This window comes from Maribacter sp. (genome assembly GCF_049667165.1).
GTDB lineage: Bacteria > Bacteroidota > Bacteroidia > Flavobacteriales > Flavobacteriaceae > Maribacter_A.
This window is the reverse complement of the sequence record NZ_JBATHS010000331.1, coordinates 1-17,696: the sequence shown is the minus strand read 5'-3', so window position 1 is coordinate 17,696 and position 17,696 is coordinate 1. Positions and strand designations below refer to the sequence as shown.

General features: G+C 41.3%; 16 protein-coding genes. 9 read left to right on the top strand and 7 right to left on the bottom strand.

Translation table 11 applies throughout. The features are described from left to right. The 5 genes from WBM98_RS15240 to WBM98_RS15220 form a co-directional block, all read right to left on the bottom strand. Positions 1-2,679, bottom strand: coding sequence for a DNA gyrase/topoisomerase IV subunit A (locus WBM98_RS15240; RefSeq protein WP_424366882.1), 2,679 nt, complete (start codon positions 2,677-2,679; stop codon positions 1-3). A gap of 25 nt (positions 2,680-2,704) precedes the next feature. Further along, positions 2,705-4,564 carry a DNA topoisomerase IV subunit B gene (locus WBM98_RS15235; RefSeq protein WP_424366881.1) on the bottom strand — a complete coding sequence of 620 codons (1,860 nt, stop codon included), beginning with the start codon at positions 4,562-4,564 and terminating at the stop codon, positions 2,705-2,707. Positions 4,565-4,755: 191 nt separating this feature from the next. After that, positions 4,756-5,655, bottom strand: coding sequence for a DMT family transporter (locus tag WBM98_RS15230; protein ID WP_424366880.1), 900 nt, complete (start codon positions 5,653-5,655; stop codon positions 4,756-4,758). 113 nt (positions 5,656-5,768) lie between these two features. Then, positions 5,769-6,863, bottom strand: coding sequence for a redox-regulated ATPase YchF (ychF, locus tag WBM98_RS15225; protein ID WP_424366879.1), 1,095 nt, complete (start codon positions 6,861-6,863; stop codon positions 5,769-5,771). Between the two features lie 247 nt (positions 6,864-7,110). Further along, positions 7,111-7,464, bottom strand: a complete 354-nt coding sequence (locus WBM98_RS15220; RefSeq protein WP_424366878.1) for a 4Fe-4S dicluster domain-containing protein — start codon at positions 7,462-7,464, stop codon at positions 7,111-7,113. Positions 7,465-7,552: 88 nt separating this feature from the next. On the opposite strand from WBM98_RS15220, the gene WBM98_RS15215 reads away from it, so the two are divergent. The 7 genes from WBM98_RS15215 to WBM98_RS15185 all read left to right on the top strand — a co-directional run bounded on the left by WBM98_RS15215 (position 7,553) and on the right by WBM98_RS15185 (position 15,101). Then, on the top strand, positions 7,553-8,608 hold the full coding sequence (locus WBM98_RS15215; protein ID WP_424366877.1) for an acyl-CoA reductase: 1,056 nt from the start codon (positions 7,553-7,555) through the stop codon (positions 8,606-8,608). A 176-nt stretch (positions 8,609-8,784) separates the two neighbouring features. Beyond that, positions 8,785-9,849: a 3-phosphoserine/phosphohydroxythreonine transaminase gene (serC, locus tag WBM98_RS15210; protein ID WP_424366876.1), complete on the top strand. Its 1,065-nt coding sequence runs from the start codon at positions 8,785-8,787 to the stop codon at positions 9,847-9,849. A 12-nt stretch (positions 9,850-9,861) separates the two neighbouring features. Then, positions 9,862-10,812 carry a D-2-hydroxyacid dehydrogenase gene (locus WBM98_RS15205; RefSeq protein WP_424366875.1) on the top strand — a complete coding sequence of 317 codons (951 nt, stop codon included), beginning with the start codon at positions 9,862-9,864 and terminating at the stop codon, positions 10,810-10,812. Positions 10,813-10,887: 75 nt separating this feature from the next. Then, positions 10,888-11,523, top strand: a complete 636-nt coding sequence (locus tag WBM98_RS15200) for a DUF937 domain-containing protein (RefSeq protein ID WP_424366874.1) — start codon at positions 10,888-10,890, stop codon at positions 11,521-11,523. 137 nt (positions 11,524-11,660) lie between these two features. Beyond that, entirely contained in the window at positions 11,661-12,119 is a 459-nt protein-coding gene (locus tag WBM98_RS15195; protein ID WP_424366873.1) for a DUF6146 family protein, read from the top strand. Between the two features lie 32 nt (positions 12,120-12,151). Continuing rightward, on the top strand, positions 12,152-12,454 hold the full coding sequence (locus WBM98_RS15190; protein WP_424366872.1) for a DUF6787 family protein: 303 nt from the start codon (positions 12,152-12,154) through the stop codon (positions 12,452-12,454). A gap of 427 nt (positions 12,455-12,881) precedes the next feature. After that, positions 12,882-15,101: a TonB-dependent receptor gene (locus WBM98_RS15185; protein WP_424366871.1), complete on the top strand. Its 2,220-nt coding sequence runs from the start codon at positions 12,882-12,884 to the stop codon at positions 15,099-15,101. A gap of 20 nt (positions 15,102-15,121) precedes the next feature. On the opposite strand, the gene WBM98_RS15180 is transcribed toward WBM98_RS15185, so the two are convergent. Together WBM98_RS15180 and folE are read right to left on the bottom strand one after the other, a co-directional pair. After that, entirely contained in the window at positions 15,122-15,430 is a 309-nt protein-coding gene (locus tag WBM98_RS15180) for a hypothetical protein (RefSeq protein ID WP_424366870.1), read from the bottom strand. A gap of 70 nt (positions 15,431-15,500) precedes the next feature. Further along, on the bottom strand, positions 15,501-16,100 hold the full coding sequence (gene folE, locus WBM98_RS15175; RefSeq protein ID WP_424366869.1) for a GTP cyclohydrolase I FolE: 600 nt from the start codon (positions 16,098-16,100) through the stop codon (positions 15,501-15,503). 204 nt (positions 16,101-16,304) lie between these two features. Here folE and WBM98_RS15170 point away from each other — a divergent pair, with 204 nt between their 5' ends. Then, entirely contained in the window at positions 16,305-17,012 is a 708-nt protein-coding gene (locus tag WBM98_RS15170) for an ABC transporter ATP-binding protein (RefSeq protein ID WP_424366899.1), read from the top strand. Then, a partial coding sequence (locus tag WBM98_RS15165) for a TIGR02757 family protein (RefSeq protein ID WP_424366868.1) occupies positions 17,009-17,696 on the top strand: 688 nt, incomplete at its 3' end. The genes WBM98_RS15170 and WBM98_RS15165, both read left to right, overlap by 4 nt.

The window sequence follows — 17,696 nt, the reverse complement described above, 5'->3', positions numbered from 1 at the left end:
TTAAAATAAAGCCGTCTGCCCTTCCCCAGCGATATCAGGCCCTTGGTCATCATCGGTCTTGTTTTTGGGAGTCTCCTTTGATTCCAAGCTTACATCCTCCTCGTCGACCACCTCTATTTCACTGGCCTCCTGCGTTGTAGGTTCCTCATAGGGCAATGACTCTAATAAATTAATATTCTTTACCTTTTCGGCCGTCAATTGATTACCTAAAGCTTTTATACCTTTAATAGCTATAAAATCCTCTAAATCAACCGTTAAGTTTGGTTTCGAATCCTTGCCTCTAGGCTTTGCGAATTCGATTTCGACGACAGGTCGCCAATCTGTGGACACCAACTCCAAATAAGACTTTGGGTGCTCGGTAATAAACTGGTCTTCCCGATTACCGTGTTCAATCAGAAATCGTTTTACATAAAATCGCTCCTTATCACCATCCCAATAGATTGCGGACAAGGGTTTGGCGGGATTCCATTTTTCAAGAATGATCATATCATCATCAAACCTTGAAGTCAAGGTCGGCAACATTGTTTTGGCAACTCCCTTCTGGTTTACGACCAATAGAAGATCGTCGCCACGGAACTCTCCGAGAAGCTCTCCCCGCCCATCTACGTTAAGCCGACGCACCACATCATCGAACCAAATCTTACGGGGCTTAAGTGTCGAAACTCCCTTTTCCTTTAATTCGATACGCTTAACCGTATATTTCGTAACTATATTGCCCTTAGAATCCCTTCCCTTTATAAGAACATCGGCAAAATCGATGTCCCATTTCAGTTTTTTGATACTCCCAACCTGCCGCAGGTTCACGGTGACCACCTCCGCCTCTCCATTGGGGTTGGCGGAAAAATAGTAGACCATGGAATTCGCCTTTCCCGCCGTAAGGTCATATAAGCGATCACGGGTAACACTAGTGATATTGAACCTTTTGATATAGGTAGGACCCCCTTTACCATCCCTATAGATCATATTGTAAATGGTACGTTTATCTTTTTTCTTAAAAACAGCAACGTGAATGATGTTCTTGCCGACAAAAGTCTTGCTATCCACCTTGGTCACCATGGCCTTGCCTTCTTTTGTGAAAATGATGATATCATCAATATCACTACAATCGGTGACATACTCATCACGCTTCAAGGAGGTACCTACAAAACCTTCTTCGCGGTTTACGTATAATTTGGTATTCCGAATGACAACCTTTGTTGCTTCTATCTCATCGAATATCCTTATTTCTGATTTGCGACCGCGATCCTTGCCATATTTGGTCTTTAAATTCTTGAAATAATCTATCGCATATACAATTAGATTGTCCAAATGGTTTTTCACCTCGGCAATACTCTCTTCAAGACTATCAAGGTATTGTTGGGCCTTATCGATATCGAACTTAGAAATACGCTTGATTCGAATTTCGGTCAAACGAACGATATCCTCTTCCGTAACCGCGCGTTTCAAATGTTTGGTATGCGGTTTCAACCCCTTGTCAATTGCCGAAATAACCCCCTCCCAAGTTTCTTCTTCCTCAATATCCCTATAGATACGGTTTTCGATAAAAATACGTTCCAAGGAAGCAAAATGCCATTGTTCTTCAAGCTCCGACAATTTGATTTCCAACTCGGCCTTTAGCAGGTCAACCGTAAGTTCGGTAGATTGTCGCAACATATCGGACACCCCGATGAAAAGAGGTTTGTTATCCTCAATGATACAGCCCAAGGGCGATATGGATGATTCGCAGGCCGTGAAGGCATAAAGGGCGTCGATGGTTTTGTCTGGGGAGATCCCACCCGGCAAATGAACCAAAATCTCAACCTCAGCCGCGGTGTTATCCTCGATTTTCTTGATTTTTATTTTCCCTTTATCGTTTGCCTTTAAGATAGAATCTATTAAAGAAGAAGTGTTGGTGCCATAAGGTATCTCACTAATAACCAAGGTATTCTTATCCCTTTGGGATATTTGGGCGCGCACAAGCACCTTGCCCCCGCGAAGGCCATCGTTATAAGCACTTACATCGATAATCCCCGCCGTTGGGAAATCGGGATATATTTGAAAACGCTGCCCTTTCAAATGCTTTATAGAAGCATCGATCAATTCTATGAAATTATGTGGCAATACTTTGGTTGAAAGCCCTACCGCAATGCCCTCTGCGCCTTGCGCCAACAACAAGGGGAACTTAACGGGTAGATTTACCGGTTCTTTTTTTCGACCATCATAAGAGAGTTGCCATTCAGTGATCTTGGGGCTAAAAACCACCTCTAGGGCGAATTTTGACAATCGCGCCTCAATATATCGCGAAGCAGCAGCCCTATCCCCTGTAAGGATATTGCCCCAGTTCCCCTGGGTATCGATCAGCAGGTCTTTTTGACCAATCTGCACCATGGCATCCGCAATACTCGCATCCCCGTGAGGGTGGTACTGCATGGTATGCCCCACTACATTGGCCACTTTGTTATAACGGCCGTCATCGAGCTCCTTGAGTGCATGCAATATTCTACGTTGCACCGGTTTGAAACCATCTTCGATGGCCGGCACGGCCCTTTCTAAAATAACGTAGGATGCATAGTCTAAAAACCAATCCTTGTACATGCCCGTAACCTTGGTCAAGGCATCATTGGTCCCTTCAATATCAGTGCTGTCTTCAGTAGGTGGATTTTCGTCTTGTGCTTCGTTTAGCTCTTCGTTATCTTCCATAAAGAAAGAATCGTATTATCTTGATTTATAATTGGTTTTCTTCTATCAGGTCAATTTCAACTTTAAGGTTATTTATGATAAATTCCTGTCGGTCTGGGGTGTTTTTCCCCATATAGAATTGCAAGAGATTCTCAATGGACATGGCCTTGTCGAGCATGACAGGTTCTAACCGAATATCTTCCCCTATAAAGTATTTAAATTCATCCGGGGAGATTTCCCCAAGCCCTTTAAAGCGGGTTATTTCGGGTTTCCCTGTCAACTTTGTGATGGCGTCCCTACGCTCCTCTTCACTATAACAATAAATAGTCTCCTTTTTATTACGGACCCTGAACAAAGGGGTTTGTAAAATATAGAGGTGGTTCTCTTTGATCAACTCCGGGAAAAATTGCAGGAAAAATGTAATCAACAAGAGTCGAATATGCATACCATCAACGTCAGCATCGGTAGCAATAACAACATTGTTATATCGCAGCTCTTCCATTGATTCCTCAATATTCAATGCAGCCTGTAAGAGATTGAACTCCTCGTTCTCGTAAACAATCTTTTTTGACATCCCGTACGAGTTTAAGGGCTTTCCCCTTAGGCTGAATACGGCTTGGGTATTCACATCACGTGATTTGGTAATAGATCCTGAAGCCGAATCCCCCTCCGTGATGAATAGTGTACTTTCCAATCGACGGTCATTCTTCATATCGCCTAAGTGCACCCGACAATCCCGTAGCTTCTTATTATGAAGACTCGCCTTTTTTGCACGGTCTCGTGCTAATTTTCGAATACCTGAGAGCTCTTTGCGCTCTTTCTCGGCCATCATGATCTTTCGTTGCAATTTTTCCGCGGTTTCCGGATTTTTATGCAGATAATTATCCAGGTACTTGCCTACAAAATCATTGATGTAGGTACGGACGGTTGGAAAATCGCCCCCCATATCGGTAGATCCCAGTTTGGTCTTGGTCTGGCTTTCGAATACAGGCTCCATGACCTTTATAGCTATGGCCGAAATAATGGATTTGCGAATATCGCTGGCATCATAATTCTTTCCATAATAGTCCCGTATGGTCTTTACCAATGCCTCTCGAAAGGCCGACTGGTGTGTTCCGCCCTGTGTCGTATGCTGACCATTGACAAATGAATGGTATTCTTCGCTATATTGGGTTTTACTATGGGTAATGGCAACTTCAATATCCTCCCCTTTTAAGTGGATGATGGGATATAAAAGATCCTCGGCATTATTGTTATCTTCCAATAAATCTTTCAATCCGTTTTCAGAATAAAACTTTTCCCCATTGAAAACAATGGTCAAACCCGGATTCAGATACACGTAGTTCTTGAGCATGCGCTCTATATACTCATTTCTGTATTTGTATTTTTTGAAAATAGCCTCATCAGGTGTGAAGGACACCTTAGTCCCTTTTCGTTTGGTTGTTTCAATCGGTCCTTCTTCGGACACCAAATTTCCTTGGCTGAATTGAGCGGTCTTCATCTGGTTCTCCCTTGAAGATTGCACTTCAAAAAAACTCGAAAGTGCATTGACCGCTTTGGTACCTACGCCATTCAGTCCGACCGATTTTTTGAACGCACGACTGTCATACTTGCCCCCGGTGTTCATTTTAGAGACCACATCCACCACCTTGCCCAAGGGAATACCTCGACCGTAGTCCCGCACTTTTACGATATTATCCTTGATGGCGATTTCAATGGTCTTGCCGGCACCCATTACAAATTCATCGATACAATTGTCGATGGTTTCTTTTAGAAGAATATAGATACCGTCATCAGCCGATGAACCATCTCCCAATTTTCCGATATACATTCCAGGACGTAAGCGAATATGCTCCTTCCAGTCAAGCGATCTAATATTATCTTCAGTATATTGGGACTCAGCCATAGTTTATTAGGGATTACTCCCGCTAATATAAAATTTCAAAGCAAAAATCAAAGTTTTTGGCCCGGAAAGTAATCAACAACGAAAATACCAATTTTGTTCTGATAATTCAATGTATCTCTTCTAAATGTTACCGATGCGTATCACCTTTGAAGTCAACTAATAGAAATACGACCGACACGCATGCATACCGCTTAAAATGCTTTTTTTCTGGAAACCAATGAAACACCTCCGATTACCACGATCATCCCGAAAATCTGCAGGAGCGAAATTCGTTCATCAAGAAAAAAATAGGCCAAGACGATGGTAGAGACAGGTCCTAAACTTCCGAAGACGGAAAAAGTAGATGCCCCTAATCGGCCTATGGCCGCAGAAACCAAAAATGAAGGCACCAAGGTAGAGAAAATGGCCATGGCCAATCCCAATAGGTAAACTTCAGTAGGATAACTGTCAAGATGGAACCCCTTTACGGCCAAATAATGCAGCATTACACATAACGTCGATACGATCATGGCGAATGATGTAAATTGCACTACCCCGAATTTTGGTATGAGCCAACCACTTCCCACCAAATAGGAAGCATAGGTCAAGGCGCTTAAAAAAATCAAGGTTGCCCCGAGGACTATCGAGGCATCATTCACGACAGCCTCATCCCAAAATGTGATAAGCACCCCAATATAGGTGATTAAAATAGCAAGCGCCTGCATCTTGGTAATTCGTTTCTTAAAGAAGAACCATGCCAATAAAACTACCATGGTCGGGTATATAAAAAGGATGATGCGCTCTAAGCCCGCCTTTAAGTACTGAAGCCCCATAAAGTCGAAAAGACTGGCTAGATAGTACCCGATAAAACCAAAAAACAAGATCCATAAATAGTCCTTTTTCCTAATCTCATTCGGATGTAAGGGTTTTTTCCAAAAGGCAATAAGGAGATAAAAGGGAAAGGCGAAGCCCATTCGAAACAACAAAAGGGTAAGATGGTCGATTGAATACGTATAGGCTATTTTAACCATGACCGCTTTGGCCGAAAATAAGATCACACCCACTATAGCGAATATAATACCACTTCCTGAGGCCGATGCTTTTTTGATCATACAACCAACCTAAAACTTTCGATTTAAAATATGGAAACAAAACAATATGGATTACAATACCCAACAAGTATTCATACCCGAAGTTATTCTTATAGAAGAATGGCAACCTTCATCTAAACATTGAATCTAAAATGCATAACATCCCCATCCTGAACGATGTAATCCTTGCCTTCGACCCGCATTTTTCCGGCTTCCTTCACTTTGGCCTCACTACCATAGGCGATGTAGTCATCATAAGAGATCACCTCGGCCCTGATAAACCCTTTTTCAAAATCGGTATGGATCACTCCTGCGGCCTGGGGTGCGGTGGCACCAACCGGAATGGTCCAGGCCCTAACTTCCTTAACCCCCGCGGTAAAATACGTTTCCAGATCCAAAAGCCGATAGGCTACACGTATCAGTTTGGCAGAACCTGGTTCGGACAACCCCAGATCTTCAAGGAACATTTGTCGTTCCTCATAAGTCTCCAATTCAGTAATATCTGCCTCTGTCCCTACAGCAAGAACAACTATTTCCGCCTTCTCATTTGCCACGGCAGCCTTAACCCTTTCCACATACTCATTTCCTGTCACAGCAGCCTCTTCATCAACATTGCAAACATACATTACGGGCTTATCGGTTATAAACTGTAAGGGTTTCACAAACTCCTTCCGCTCATCGTCTGAAAGGGCGATGGCCCGTACTGAAACTCCGGCCTCCAGTCCTAGTTTCACCTTCATTAATGCCGATTCTTCTTTTTGGGCTTCCTTATTCCCTGTTTTGGCGGCTCTTATAACCTTATCCAATTTTTTGTCAACGGTCTCAAGGTCTTTCAATTGTAATTCCATATCAATGGTCTCCTTATCCCGAATAGGATCCACAGAGCCATCGACATGTACGATATTATCATTGTCAAAACATCGGAGCACATGAAGAATCGCATCCGTTTCTCGAATATTGCCCAAGAATTGATTACCGAGTCCCTCGCCCTTACTGGCTCCTTTGACCAGTCCTGCAATATCAACGATTTCAACTGTCGCCGGTAATACGCGCTCAGGATGAACAATGGCCTCCAATTTCTGCAACCTTGAATCAGGAACATTGACCACGCCGATATTGGGCTCTATGGTACAAAATGGAAAGTTGGCACTTTGTGCCTTTGCATTCGACAAACAATTAAATAACGTGGACTTCCCTACGTTTGGCAATCCTACAATACCTGCTTTCATATTTTTAGATGTTAGAGCTAAGAAACAAGAGCCTAGACTACTAATTTTCTTAATTCGGCTGCAAATATAATCGTTAGGAGTACACTAGGGAAATTTGCTGTGATTTATTAACCAACCAGTGAGGTTTAAACCATTTATTTATCCAAAAAAACAGTACTTATTCCAAATAAAATAAATCTTCAAGTTAAGTGAATGTTTTTAGTCTTGACTCTTGATTCCAATATCGAAACGGTCATATATGTCAGGGCTATCCATCTGGGTGCATAAATTTTTGTTTAGCCAATAATTGGGCTTCAGTCTCCTTATGATCCTCATCAGGCACGCAACAATCAACGGGGCAGACCGCCGCACATTGGGGCTCATCATGAAACCCCATACATTCCGTACACTTATCAGGTACAATGAAATAATACTCATCACTAACAGGTTCCTGCACCCCTTCTGCGTTGACCGCATTTCCGTTGGGCAACACAACATCTCCCTGTAAGGAAGTTCCATCGCTAAAACGCCAGTCATCGGCAGCCTCATAAATGGCAGTATTGGGACATTCTGGTTCACAAGCGCCACAATTGATACACTCGTCAGTAATTATAATAGCCATAATTTTCTTTTTCTTTTGATCTGAATTAACCTCAGCATGCTTATTTTTGCCCAAAGGTAACCCCTTATTCATTTCTTTACAAATTGATATGGCCTACCAGGAAAGATTAAAAGCATTCAGTAACCTAGGGGAATTCTTTAGGGCATTTACCAAATCGTCCAAAAATGACCACTTAATCACCCAAAATAAAAGGTGGCATTCCGAATTGGAGGAGGCGATTGTTCTAGCCGGTCACAAAAACGGATGGTTTACCAAGGAGAATATCCATTTCGCATTGGAAAGTTGGGGACACCTCCTTACCGCTGAAAATCTTTCGAATTGGTTAGGGCCTTACGACGTCGAAAAAAACAGGCACAAAGCGGTAGCGCTGATCATGGCAGGGAATATACCTTTGGTCGGTTTCCATGATTTTATTTCAGTGCTCCTCACAGGAAATAGGGCTGTCGTAAAACTAGCGAGTAACGATGCGGTATTGTTGCCGTTTATTTCAAGTTACCTGATACATCACGAACCGTCACTTGAAGGGGAAATTGTTTTTAGCGAAGGGAAATTGGAACACTTTGATGCCGTCATAGCCACAGGAAGCGATAATACCGCTCGCTATTTTGAATACTATTTTGGCCATAAACCCCATATAATTCGCAAGAACCGAAACTCTGTTGCTGTATTGACCGGAAACGAGTCCAAAGAAGAACTAAGAGGTTTGGGGGAGGATATTTTTCGGTATTACGGTTTGGGCTGTAGAAGCGTTTCAAAAGTCTTTGTGCCCAGTTCGTATCGGTTCGATACTTTTTTTGAGGCCATATTCGATTATAATCCCATACTAAACCACGCCAAATATGCAAATAACTACGATTATAACAAAGCGGTTTATTTAATGAGCGAATTCAAGCTCCTGGAAAACGGATTCTTAATGCTCAAAGAGGATTCCAAATACGGCTCGCCTATTGCGACCTTATTTTACGAGGAATATCAGTCGCTTGACCATTTGAAAAAACGCATTGAGGCAGATAAGAAAAAGATTCAGTGTGTGGTTTCGAATGGCTTATTCGATGATGAGGTAGCGTTTGGCCTTACACAGAAACCTCGGCTACATGACTATGCCGATAGTATAGATACTGTTGAATTCCTGTTAAAAACATAGTCCAATATATTTAAAAATCATACTGATAGTTCCCATATAATTCATGACCTTTGAACTCTAAATTTATAGCTTTGATGAAACCGACAGGATGAAAAGAATCATTTCCTTTTGAGTTTACCGATTCTTTTAATCAACAAAGGTTGCATGCCACATTGAAACGCAATAATAACAAACACATGAAAAAACATAATTTTAGTGCCGGTCCTTGTATATTACCACAAGAGGTGTTTTTAAAAGCCTCTGGGGCTATAATGGATTTTAACGGATCAGGACTTTCCTTAATCGAAGTATCCCATAGAAGCAAGGACTTTGTCGAAGTCATGGAAAAAGCCCGTTCGCTTGCCCTAGAACTTTTAGGGTTAGAAGGCAAGGGTTATCAGGCGTTGTTTCTGCAAGGCGGGGCAAGTCTCGAATTTCTCATGGTCGCCTATAACCTACTGGAAACCAAAGCAGGGTATCTGAATACAGGAACTTGGAGTAGCAAAGCTTTAAAAGAGGCACGTCTTTTTGGCGAGGTGGTCGAAGTTGGCTCCTCTAAGGACGAGAATTTCAATTATATACCTAAGGGATACACCATTCCGTCAGGACTTGATTATCTGCATTTGACTTCGAACAATACCATTTTCGGCACCCAACTGAAAAAATTTCCCAAGGTCGATATCCCATTGGTCTGCGATATGAGTTCGGATATCTTCTCAAGACAAGTGGATTTTTCACAGTTTGATTTGATCTATGCTGGAGCGCAAAAGAATATGGGTCCGGCTGGCACGACATTGGTGGTGGTCAAAGAAGATATTCTTGGAAAAGTGTCCAGGCAAATCCCCTCTATGTTGGATTATAAAGTTCATATCAGTAAGGATAGCATGTTCAATACGCCAGCTGTATTTGCGGTATATACTTCAATGCTGACGTTAGAATGGCTAAAGAACTTGGGCGGGATTGCCGCAATTGAGGAAATCAATGAGAAAAAAGCACAGTTGTTGTACTCTGAAATTGATTTAAATCCACTTTTTGATGGATATGCCAAAAAAGAAGATCGATCTATTATGAACGCCACCTTCAATCTCACCGAAGACAAGTTAAAGGCTACTTTTGACGCTACGTGTAAGGAAGCGGGAATCATAGGAATCAATGGACATCGCTCTGTTGGTGGGTATAGGGCCTCAATGTACAATGCATTGCCCCTCGAAAGTGTTGGCACCTTGGTCGATGTAATGAGTGAAATGGAACGCAAAGGATAATCAATATTTACAATGAAAATTTTAGCAAACGACGGTATCTCTAAAACTGGAATAACCCAACTTGAAGCTGCGGGCTTTGAAGTCCTAACGACAACAGTGGCCCAAGAACAACTTATACATTACATCAATCAAAATAACATCGTCGGCCTTTTGGTGCGCAGCGCCACACAGGTCCGTAAAGATATTATCGATAACTGCCCTTCCTTACGATTGATCGGTCGTGGCGGGGTTGGTATGGATAATATTGATGTGGCCTATGCCAAAGAAAAAGGATTACATGTCATCAATACACCAGCCGCCTCTTCAGAATCAGTTGCAGAATTGGTTTTTGCCCATTTGTTCGGGGGTGTCCGTTTTTTATATGACGCCAATAGAAATATGCCCTTAGAAGGTGACAGCAAATTCAAACAGTTAAAAAAAGCATACGCGGGTGGTTCCGAACTAAGGGGCAAGACGTTAGGGGTTATTGGATTTGGTCGAATTGGTCAGGCTACAGCAAAAATTGCGCTGGGCATCGGCATGAAGGTTATTTATACAGACCCATTTATTGATAAAGCGTCCATTACAATAAATTTCTTTGATGGTCAAACGGTCTCTTTTGATTTTAAAAGTGTAACGAAGTCAGCCCTATTGCAACAGGCGGATTTTATTTCACTTCACGTCCCTGCCCAAAAAGAATACGTCATTGGAAAAAGCGAATTCAATATCATGAAAGAAGGTATTGGCATAGTCAATGCAGCTCGTGGAGGAGTAATCGATGAAGTAGCTCTTATAGATGCTATGGAAGAGGGGAAAGTTTCCTTTGCAGGATTGGATGTATTCGAATCCGAGCCGAAACCGGAAATCAAAATCCTTATGCATCCCAAAATATCCTTAACGCCACACATCGGGGCAGCAACGGGAGAAGCTCAAGACCGTATTGGGAGTGAATTGGCCTCCCAGATTATTACCCTATTGAAATAATATTCTCGGGAAGGAATAGAACCTGACTAATCACTTTTTTGTACATTACAGCACTAATTTTAAATTAACTATAACATGTCTTCTGGATTATTGGATTTATTGAACAGCCCTATGGGCAAACAACTTATTAGTGGTGTAGCTGGGCAAACCGGTCAACCCGAAAACAAAACTGCTGATGTATTAAGTATGGCAATGCCCTTGCTTTTAGGGGCAATGAAAAAAAATGTATCCTCGCCACAAGGTGCCGAAGGATTAATGAGTGCTCTTTCTTCAAAACACGATGGAAGTATCCTGGACAACCTAGGCGGATTATTCGGTGGCGGTGTTGATGAATCGGTCATGAATGATGGTGCCGGAATATTAAATCATGTTTTTGGCAACAAACAACCGCAAGTCGAAAATGCCCTAAGCCAAAAATCTGGACTGGATGCCGGTTCCATTGCGAATATTTTAAAAATAGCGGCACCTATTGTCATGGGATTCCTAGGAAGGCAAAAAGCGCAAAGCAACGTTAGTGATGCCAATGGTATGAATAGCCTATTGGGAAGCATGTTGGGAGGTCAGCCACAACAAAACCAGAGTTTGATCACGACCTTACTCGATGCCGACGGAGATGGCAGTATTCTTGATGACGTTGCCGGTATGGTGATGGGTGGTGGAAAAAAGAAAAGTGGCCTGGGCGGATTGCTCGGAGGCCTATTCGGAAAATAAACCTGGATACTACCTTTAAATAACCAAGCCGCCCTGACAGTATCGTCAGGGCGGCTTTTTTTTGTATCTTGAGGGCAATCCATTGTAAGGTTCTACGTACTATTTGGACCAATCTACTATTGGAAATAATCATGGTCATGAAACATCGCTTTTTTAATATTTTCGGAGTTTTGTTGGTAATTATTATGATTGGGAGTAGTTGTGGCAGTACAAAGGATGCAATAACCATTTCCCAAGAAGAAAAAATGGCCTTTGCGGAACAAGAGGGCGACACCATAAAAATTGCGAGTGACGTAACGGAGTATGAAATCATCATCATTGAACCTGGTTTTAACTTTTGGCTACAAAGCATCGCGAAACCAGAAGGCTATTACTCACAATCGTATTTGGAAAACAGGAACAATCTTTATGTCATTGAATGGAATCAGCGTGTACTGCAACCCTTTCGATACGACCCAGGTTTATATGAACTACAAATAGATTACTCACCCAATATTGATTATGGGTATGAGGTAAATTATAAACTTTACAATTATTTTATTTATTTTCAACGAAAATACAACCAACGACTCGGTCCTTTTGTACCCCGAATTTAAAGGGTATATTTGAAACTTTGTGACTACATCCTATGGAAAAATTAAAGCAACGCTGGGGCATCGATTCCAATTTTCAAATTTTGGTGATTTTTATCGTGTTCGCCGTTACAGGCTCGACCGCGGTTAAGCTTGTTGCCCCTATTACCGGATTTATTGGTCTTGACAGGGAAACCACGAATGCATGGTTGTACTGGATCATTCGTATACTGCTCATCTTCCCTACCTATCAAATATTGTTGGTTGCTTTTGGTTGGCTTTTTGGCCAATTTAAATTTTTCTGGAATTTTGAAAAAAAAATGATCAGAAGGCTCGGACTTGGGTTTCTGCTCAAATAAATTAAATTTTTCTTAACAGTATCCTGGCTAGTTAAATGGTTAAATTTGAATAATGGGAATCGTCCATCATAAAAACTTAATGTCTATCATTTCAATGCTATTGGTGGTGTTTTTGTTTACCCCTTCGATAGTGAAAACCTACCATGCCTTTTATGAACACAAAAATACCGAATGTACCCTAGTTGGGGAAGTACACATACATAACGTAGAATTGGATTGTGATTTTCAAGATTTTAATCTATCACCCCAGTATACTTCCTTAGTGGCAATTATACCCTTACCCTTAGAGGCACAGAACTCAAACAAAATTATATCGCATTATACTTTTTTAAGCAAATTCCAAAAACTTCATTTTGCCCTTAGGGGCCCACCGACAGCTTCATAAGATTTTAGGGTACTTATTTTATACTATTTAATCCATTACATTATGAAGCATGCATTGCTATTTTTAGTTGTGGGCTTATCCTTCCAATTGGGATATACCCAAAATACATTATCGGGGAACATCACGAACGAAGAAGATAAAACCCCATTGGAACAAGTTGCGGTCTATTTTCCTGAATTGGAAAAAGGCACTACAACGAATGATCAGGGAGAATTTGAAATTGGGGATTTACCCAGCGGTAATTTTATCATTATTGTTTCGTATATCGGCTTTGAAACCTATTCAAAATCCATCGATATAATTAAAGGCACAAATAATTTGAATGTTGCATTGAATCCAAGTGCCATTGAAATGGAAGAGGTTGTAGTCTCTACCCCCTTTCATAAACTCCAAGGTGACAATGTTATGAAGGTTGAAATTGCCAATATAAAGGGCCTAAAAACATCAGGAGCAATAACTTTAAGTGATGGCATCACAACGATTGCAGGTGTTGAAAGTGTTTCAACGGGAGTTGGTATAGGAAAGCCTGTTATACGCGGACTAAGTGCCAATAGGGTTTTGGTCTATACCCAAGGGGTACGTTTGGAAAACCAACAATTAGGTTCTGAACATGGATTGGGCATTAGTGGTTCGGGAATTGAGAGTGTCGAGGTTATCAAAGGTCCTGCTTCATTATTATATGGGTCTGACGCCATGGGCGGTGTTCTTTATTTTAATCCAGAAAAGTTCGTGCCAACCAACACTACCGAGGGCGATGTGAATATGAATTATTTTTCAAATACCCAAGGCATTAGTACAGACGCAGGTATTCGGTCTTCAAAAGGAAAGATGAAATTTCTTTTTAGAGGAGGCTATTCGTCTAATATTGACTATAAAACCGGTGAGGGAACTCGAGTAACTAATTCCCGCTTTAAGGAATATGATATAAAAACCGGTTTGGGATATCAATCTACCCGATTTAAAACGGAATTGCGTTATAACTATAATAATTCAGAATTAGGAATTCCTGAGGAAATCGGAGAACAAACTACTGGTCGTTCTCCCGATTTACCAAATCAAAAAATAGATAACCATATTTTGAGTTCAAAGAGTAAGTTTTTCTTTGGAAATTCTAGCTTAGAGGCAACTTTGGGTTATATTTTCAATAATCGTAAGGAATTTGAGGATAGCCAAAACGATGCAGCTTTGGAAATGCATTTATCCACCCTTAATTATAATGTACAGTACGACTTGCCCAAATGGGGAAATCTCGAAACGATTATCGGCGTACAAGGAATGCACCAAACCAATGAGAACTTTGGAGAGGAAGAGTTTATACCGGATGCTACGACCAATGATATCGGGATCTTGGCAACATCACATATACATTTTAAAGATGAAAGCGGATTGCAAATGGGACTGCGTTTTGACAATCGGAATATAAGTAGTGATGTGAATATATCCCCAGCTACAAGTAGCCTTTACGAAAATTTAGATCGTGATTTCAATAGTTTCAATGCAGCTATTGGCTATAAATTCAACCTTACCAAGAATAGTATTGCGAGGTTTAACTTGGCTTCTGGCTTTCGGGCACCAAACTTGGCAGAACTGACTTCCAACGGGGTACATGAAGGCACAAATCGCTATGAAATCGGAGATGCCAATCTGAACAACGAACAAAATATTCAAGCTGATATTTCTTGGGAATACCAAAATGAGCATATTGAATTTTTTATCAACGGTTTCTATAATGCTATCAATGATTATATTTTTATCGGACCCAATGGGGAAGTAATCGATGATAATCAAGTTTATGTTTATCAGCAAGAAAATGCAAAATTATATGGAGGCGAGATAGGTTTTCATTTGCATCCACATCCGTTGGACTGGCTTCATTTGGAGAGTAGTTTTGAAACCGTGGTCGGAAAGCAGGATAGTGGAGACTATCTTCCGTTAATACCTGCAAATAGCCTTACCAACACCATACGGGTTGAATCTGAAAAAATGTCAAGTTGGTTTTTGAACAACTATGCGTTCATTAGCTTAAAATCTGTTTTTAAACAAGATAAAGTAAGCGATTTCGAAGATCCCTCGAAAGGTTATAGTCTGGTGAATCTTGGTTGTGGTGGTGATATGAATGTTTTCGATACAAAGGTAGCGGTTAAACTAAGTGCACAAAATATTTTGGATAAAACCTATATTTCACATCTATCACGATTAAAAGCCGATGGCGTACCCAATATAGGCAGAAATATATCTTTGGCAGTAAGCATCCCGCTTTAATGAGGAATAAGGAAAGACAATCAATCAGCTTTGATATCGATTATCTTTCCTTTTTTTGAACCTTTGAGCAAATAGGTATAGATCCACATAATGGTAAAGGTGGGAACCACATCCAATCCTGGTAAAATTTCCTCGATAAAAGTGAAAACCCCCGCAGCTTGACCAATTTTCCCTTTATACATTCTGGTCATCAACCAACCTGCCAAAGGCGCCCATATAATATCTGCGAAATCACCGATAAAAGGTATTACGAAAGACAACATCCCAATACCATCGAACAAAAGCCCCAGTAACAGGGTTTTGTATTTTTTATCTTTGGTCTTTGACATTTCCATATTTATTTAATTCACTATGGGCAGAGCAACAAGGATGCCAAACTCAACGAAGGCCTTTTTGGTTTTAAGACAGGTTAGAACTAATCAATTTCAAGAACTCGTTTCGGGTTTCCTCTTTGACAAAACTTCCCCTAAAGCCCGATGTGGTGGTTACCGAATTCTGTTTCTGCACGCCCCGCATCATCATACACATGTGTGATGCTTCAATCACTACGGCCACTCCCTGCGGCTTTAAGGTATCGTTAATACAATCCAATATTTGTTCTGTCAACCGTTCCTGAACCTGTAATCTTCGAGCAAAAACATCGACAATTCGTGGTAATTTACTTAAGCCCACAATGTGCCCGTTTGGAATATAGGCAATATGGGCTTTCCCGAAAAATGGCAATATATGATGTTCACATAACGAATAGAGTTCAATATCCTTAACGATGACCATTTCATTGTATGATTCCTTGAACATGGCACTCCGTAAGATGGTTGCGGCATCCTGTTGATAGCCTTGGGTCAGGAACAGCATCGCCTTGGCCGCACGTTCGGGGGTTTTGACCAGCCCTTCCCGTAAGACATCCTCCCCTATTTCCTCTATGATCTTCGAATAGCGTTCTTTAACATCATTGGTTATTTCAAGGTTATATTCTTCGAAACTTTTATAGGGTGCCATATTGTTGTTTTATTTTATAGGGTAAGTACCACCATTATAGGATAGCTTATACCCATGCGAAAATAAGGATGTGAAAAATACTTTTAGACAATTTAGTGCTAAAATTATTAAAACAAAACGAGAAAACGGGATACTTAGGCACAACCTTGTTTTGGTATGTCTTCACTATTGTTTAATTTTCAAACCGCTAAGAAGCAAATTTCAATGATCCAGGCCACCAATATTCAAAAATTTTATGGGAATTTACAAGTATTGAAGGGGGTCGACCTCCATATTAAAGCAGGTGAAATCGTATCGATTGTCGGGCCATCGGGTGCTGGAAAGACCACCCTGTTGCAAATCTTGGGAACATTGGATGTCCAGAGTAATCTGATCGACAGTAGGCTCAAAATCAAAAATATCGAAGTCACTGATTTGTCAGACAAGGAAATAGCACGGTTCAGAAACGAAAATATCGGATTCATCTTCCAATTCCATCAGCTATTACCGGAATTCACTGCCATGGAAAATGTTTGCATACCGGGATTTATAAAAAAAACGCCACGACATGAAGTTGAGCAACGGGCAAAGGAATTATTGGACTTTTTAGGACTATCACAACGCCTTCACCACAAACCCAACGAACTTTCCGGAGGGGAACAACAGCGAGTTGCCGTTGCCAGGGCATTAATAAACAACCCATCCGTCATATTCGCTGATGAACCCAGTGGAAACTTGGATTCGGAGAGCGCTGATAATCTGCACAAGCTTTTCTTTGAATTACGCGACAAATTTGGGCAGACCTTTGTGATTGTCACCCATAATCGTGAATTGGCCGACCTTGCCGATCGTAAACTGACCATGGTAGATGGGCGTATTACCGATGCCACAGGTATTGAATGGGCCGATTATTCAGACAGGCCCTTATTATGACCCATAAAGAGCTCCACGAATTTTTGGATGCCAAAGTCGCACAATACAACCATCCGAGTTTCTTGACTAGTGATCCCATTCAAATACCACATACCTTCAGTAGCAAGGAAGATATAGAAATTAGTGGGTTCCTGACGGCAACGATTGCTTGGGGCAATCGAAAGAGCATTATCAAAAATGCCTCCGCCATGATGCAGTTACTCGATAATCAGCCTTATGAGTTTATCCTAAACCATGCTCCGAGCGATTTGGCAAAATTGGAGGTATTTGTTCACCGGACCTTTAATGGCATCGATCTGGTCTATTTTGTAGAGGCATTGCGAAATATATATACTATGCACGGTGGCCTTGAATGTGTATTTGCCGCGCATATCGAAACAGATTCAGCACAAAAATCAATTTCAGAATTCAAAAAAGTATTTTTTGAATTGCCCCACCACCAACAGAGAACCACGAAACATATCTCCGATCCCTTAAAAGGATCGGCTGCCAAACGACTGAACATGTTTCTTAGATGGATGGTCAGGGATGCCTCGACGGGAGTCGACTTTGGGCTTTGGCGTACGATGTCTCCCAGCCAACTCTCCTGTCCCTTAGATGTGCATTCGGGCAATGTCGCAAGAAAATTGGGTTTATTAAAACGCAAACAGAATGATGCCAAAGCCTTACATGAACTGGATACCG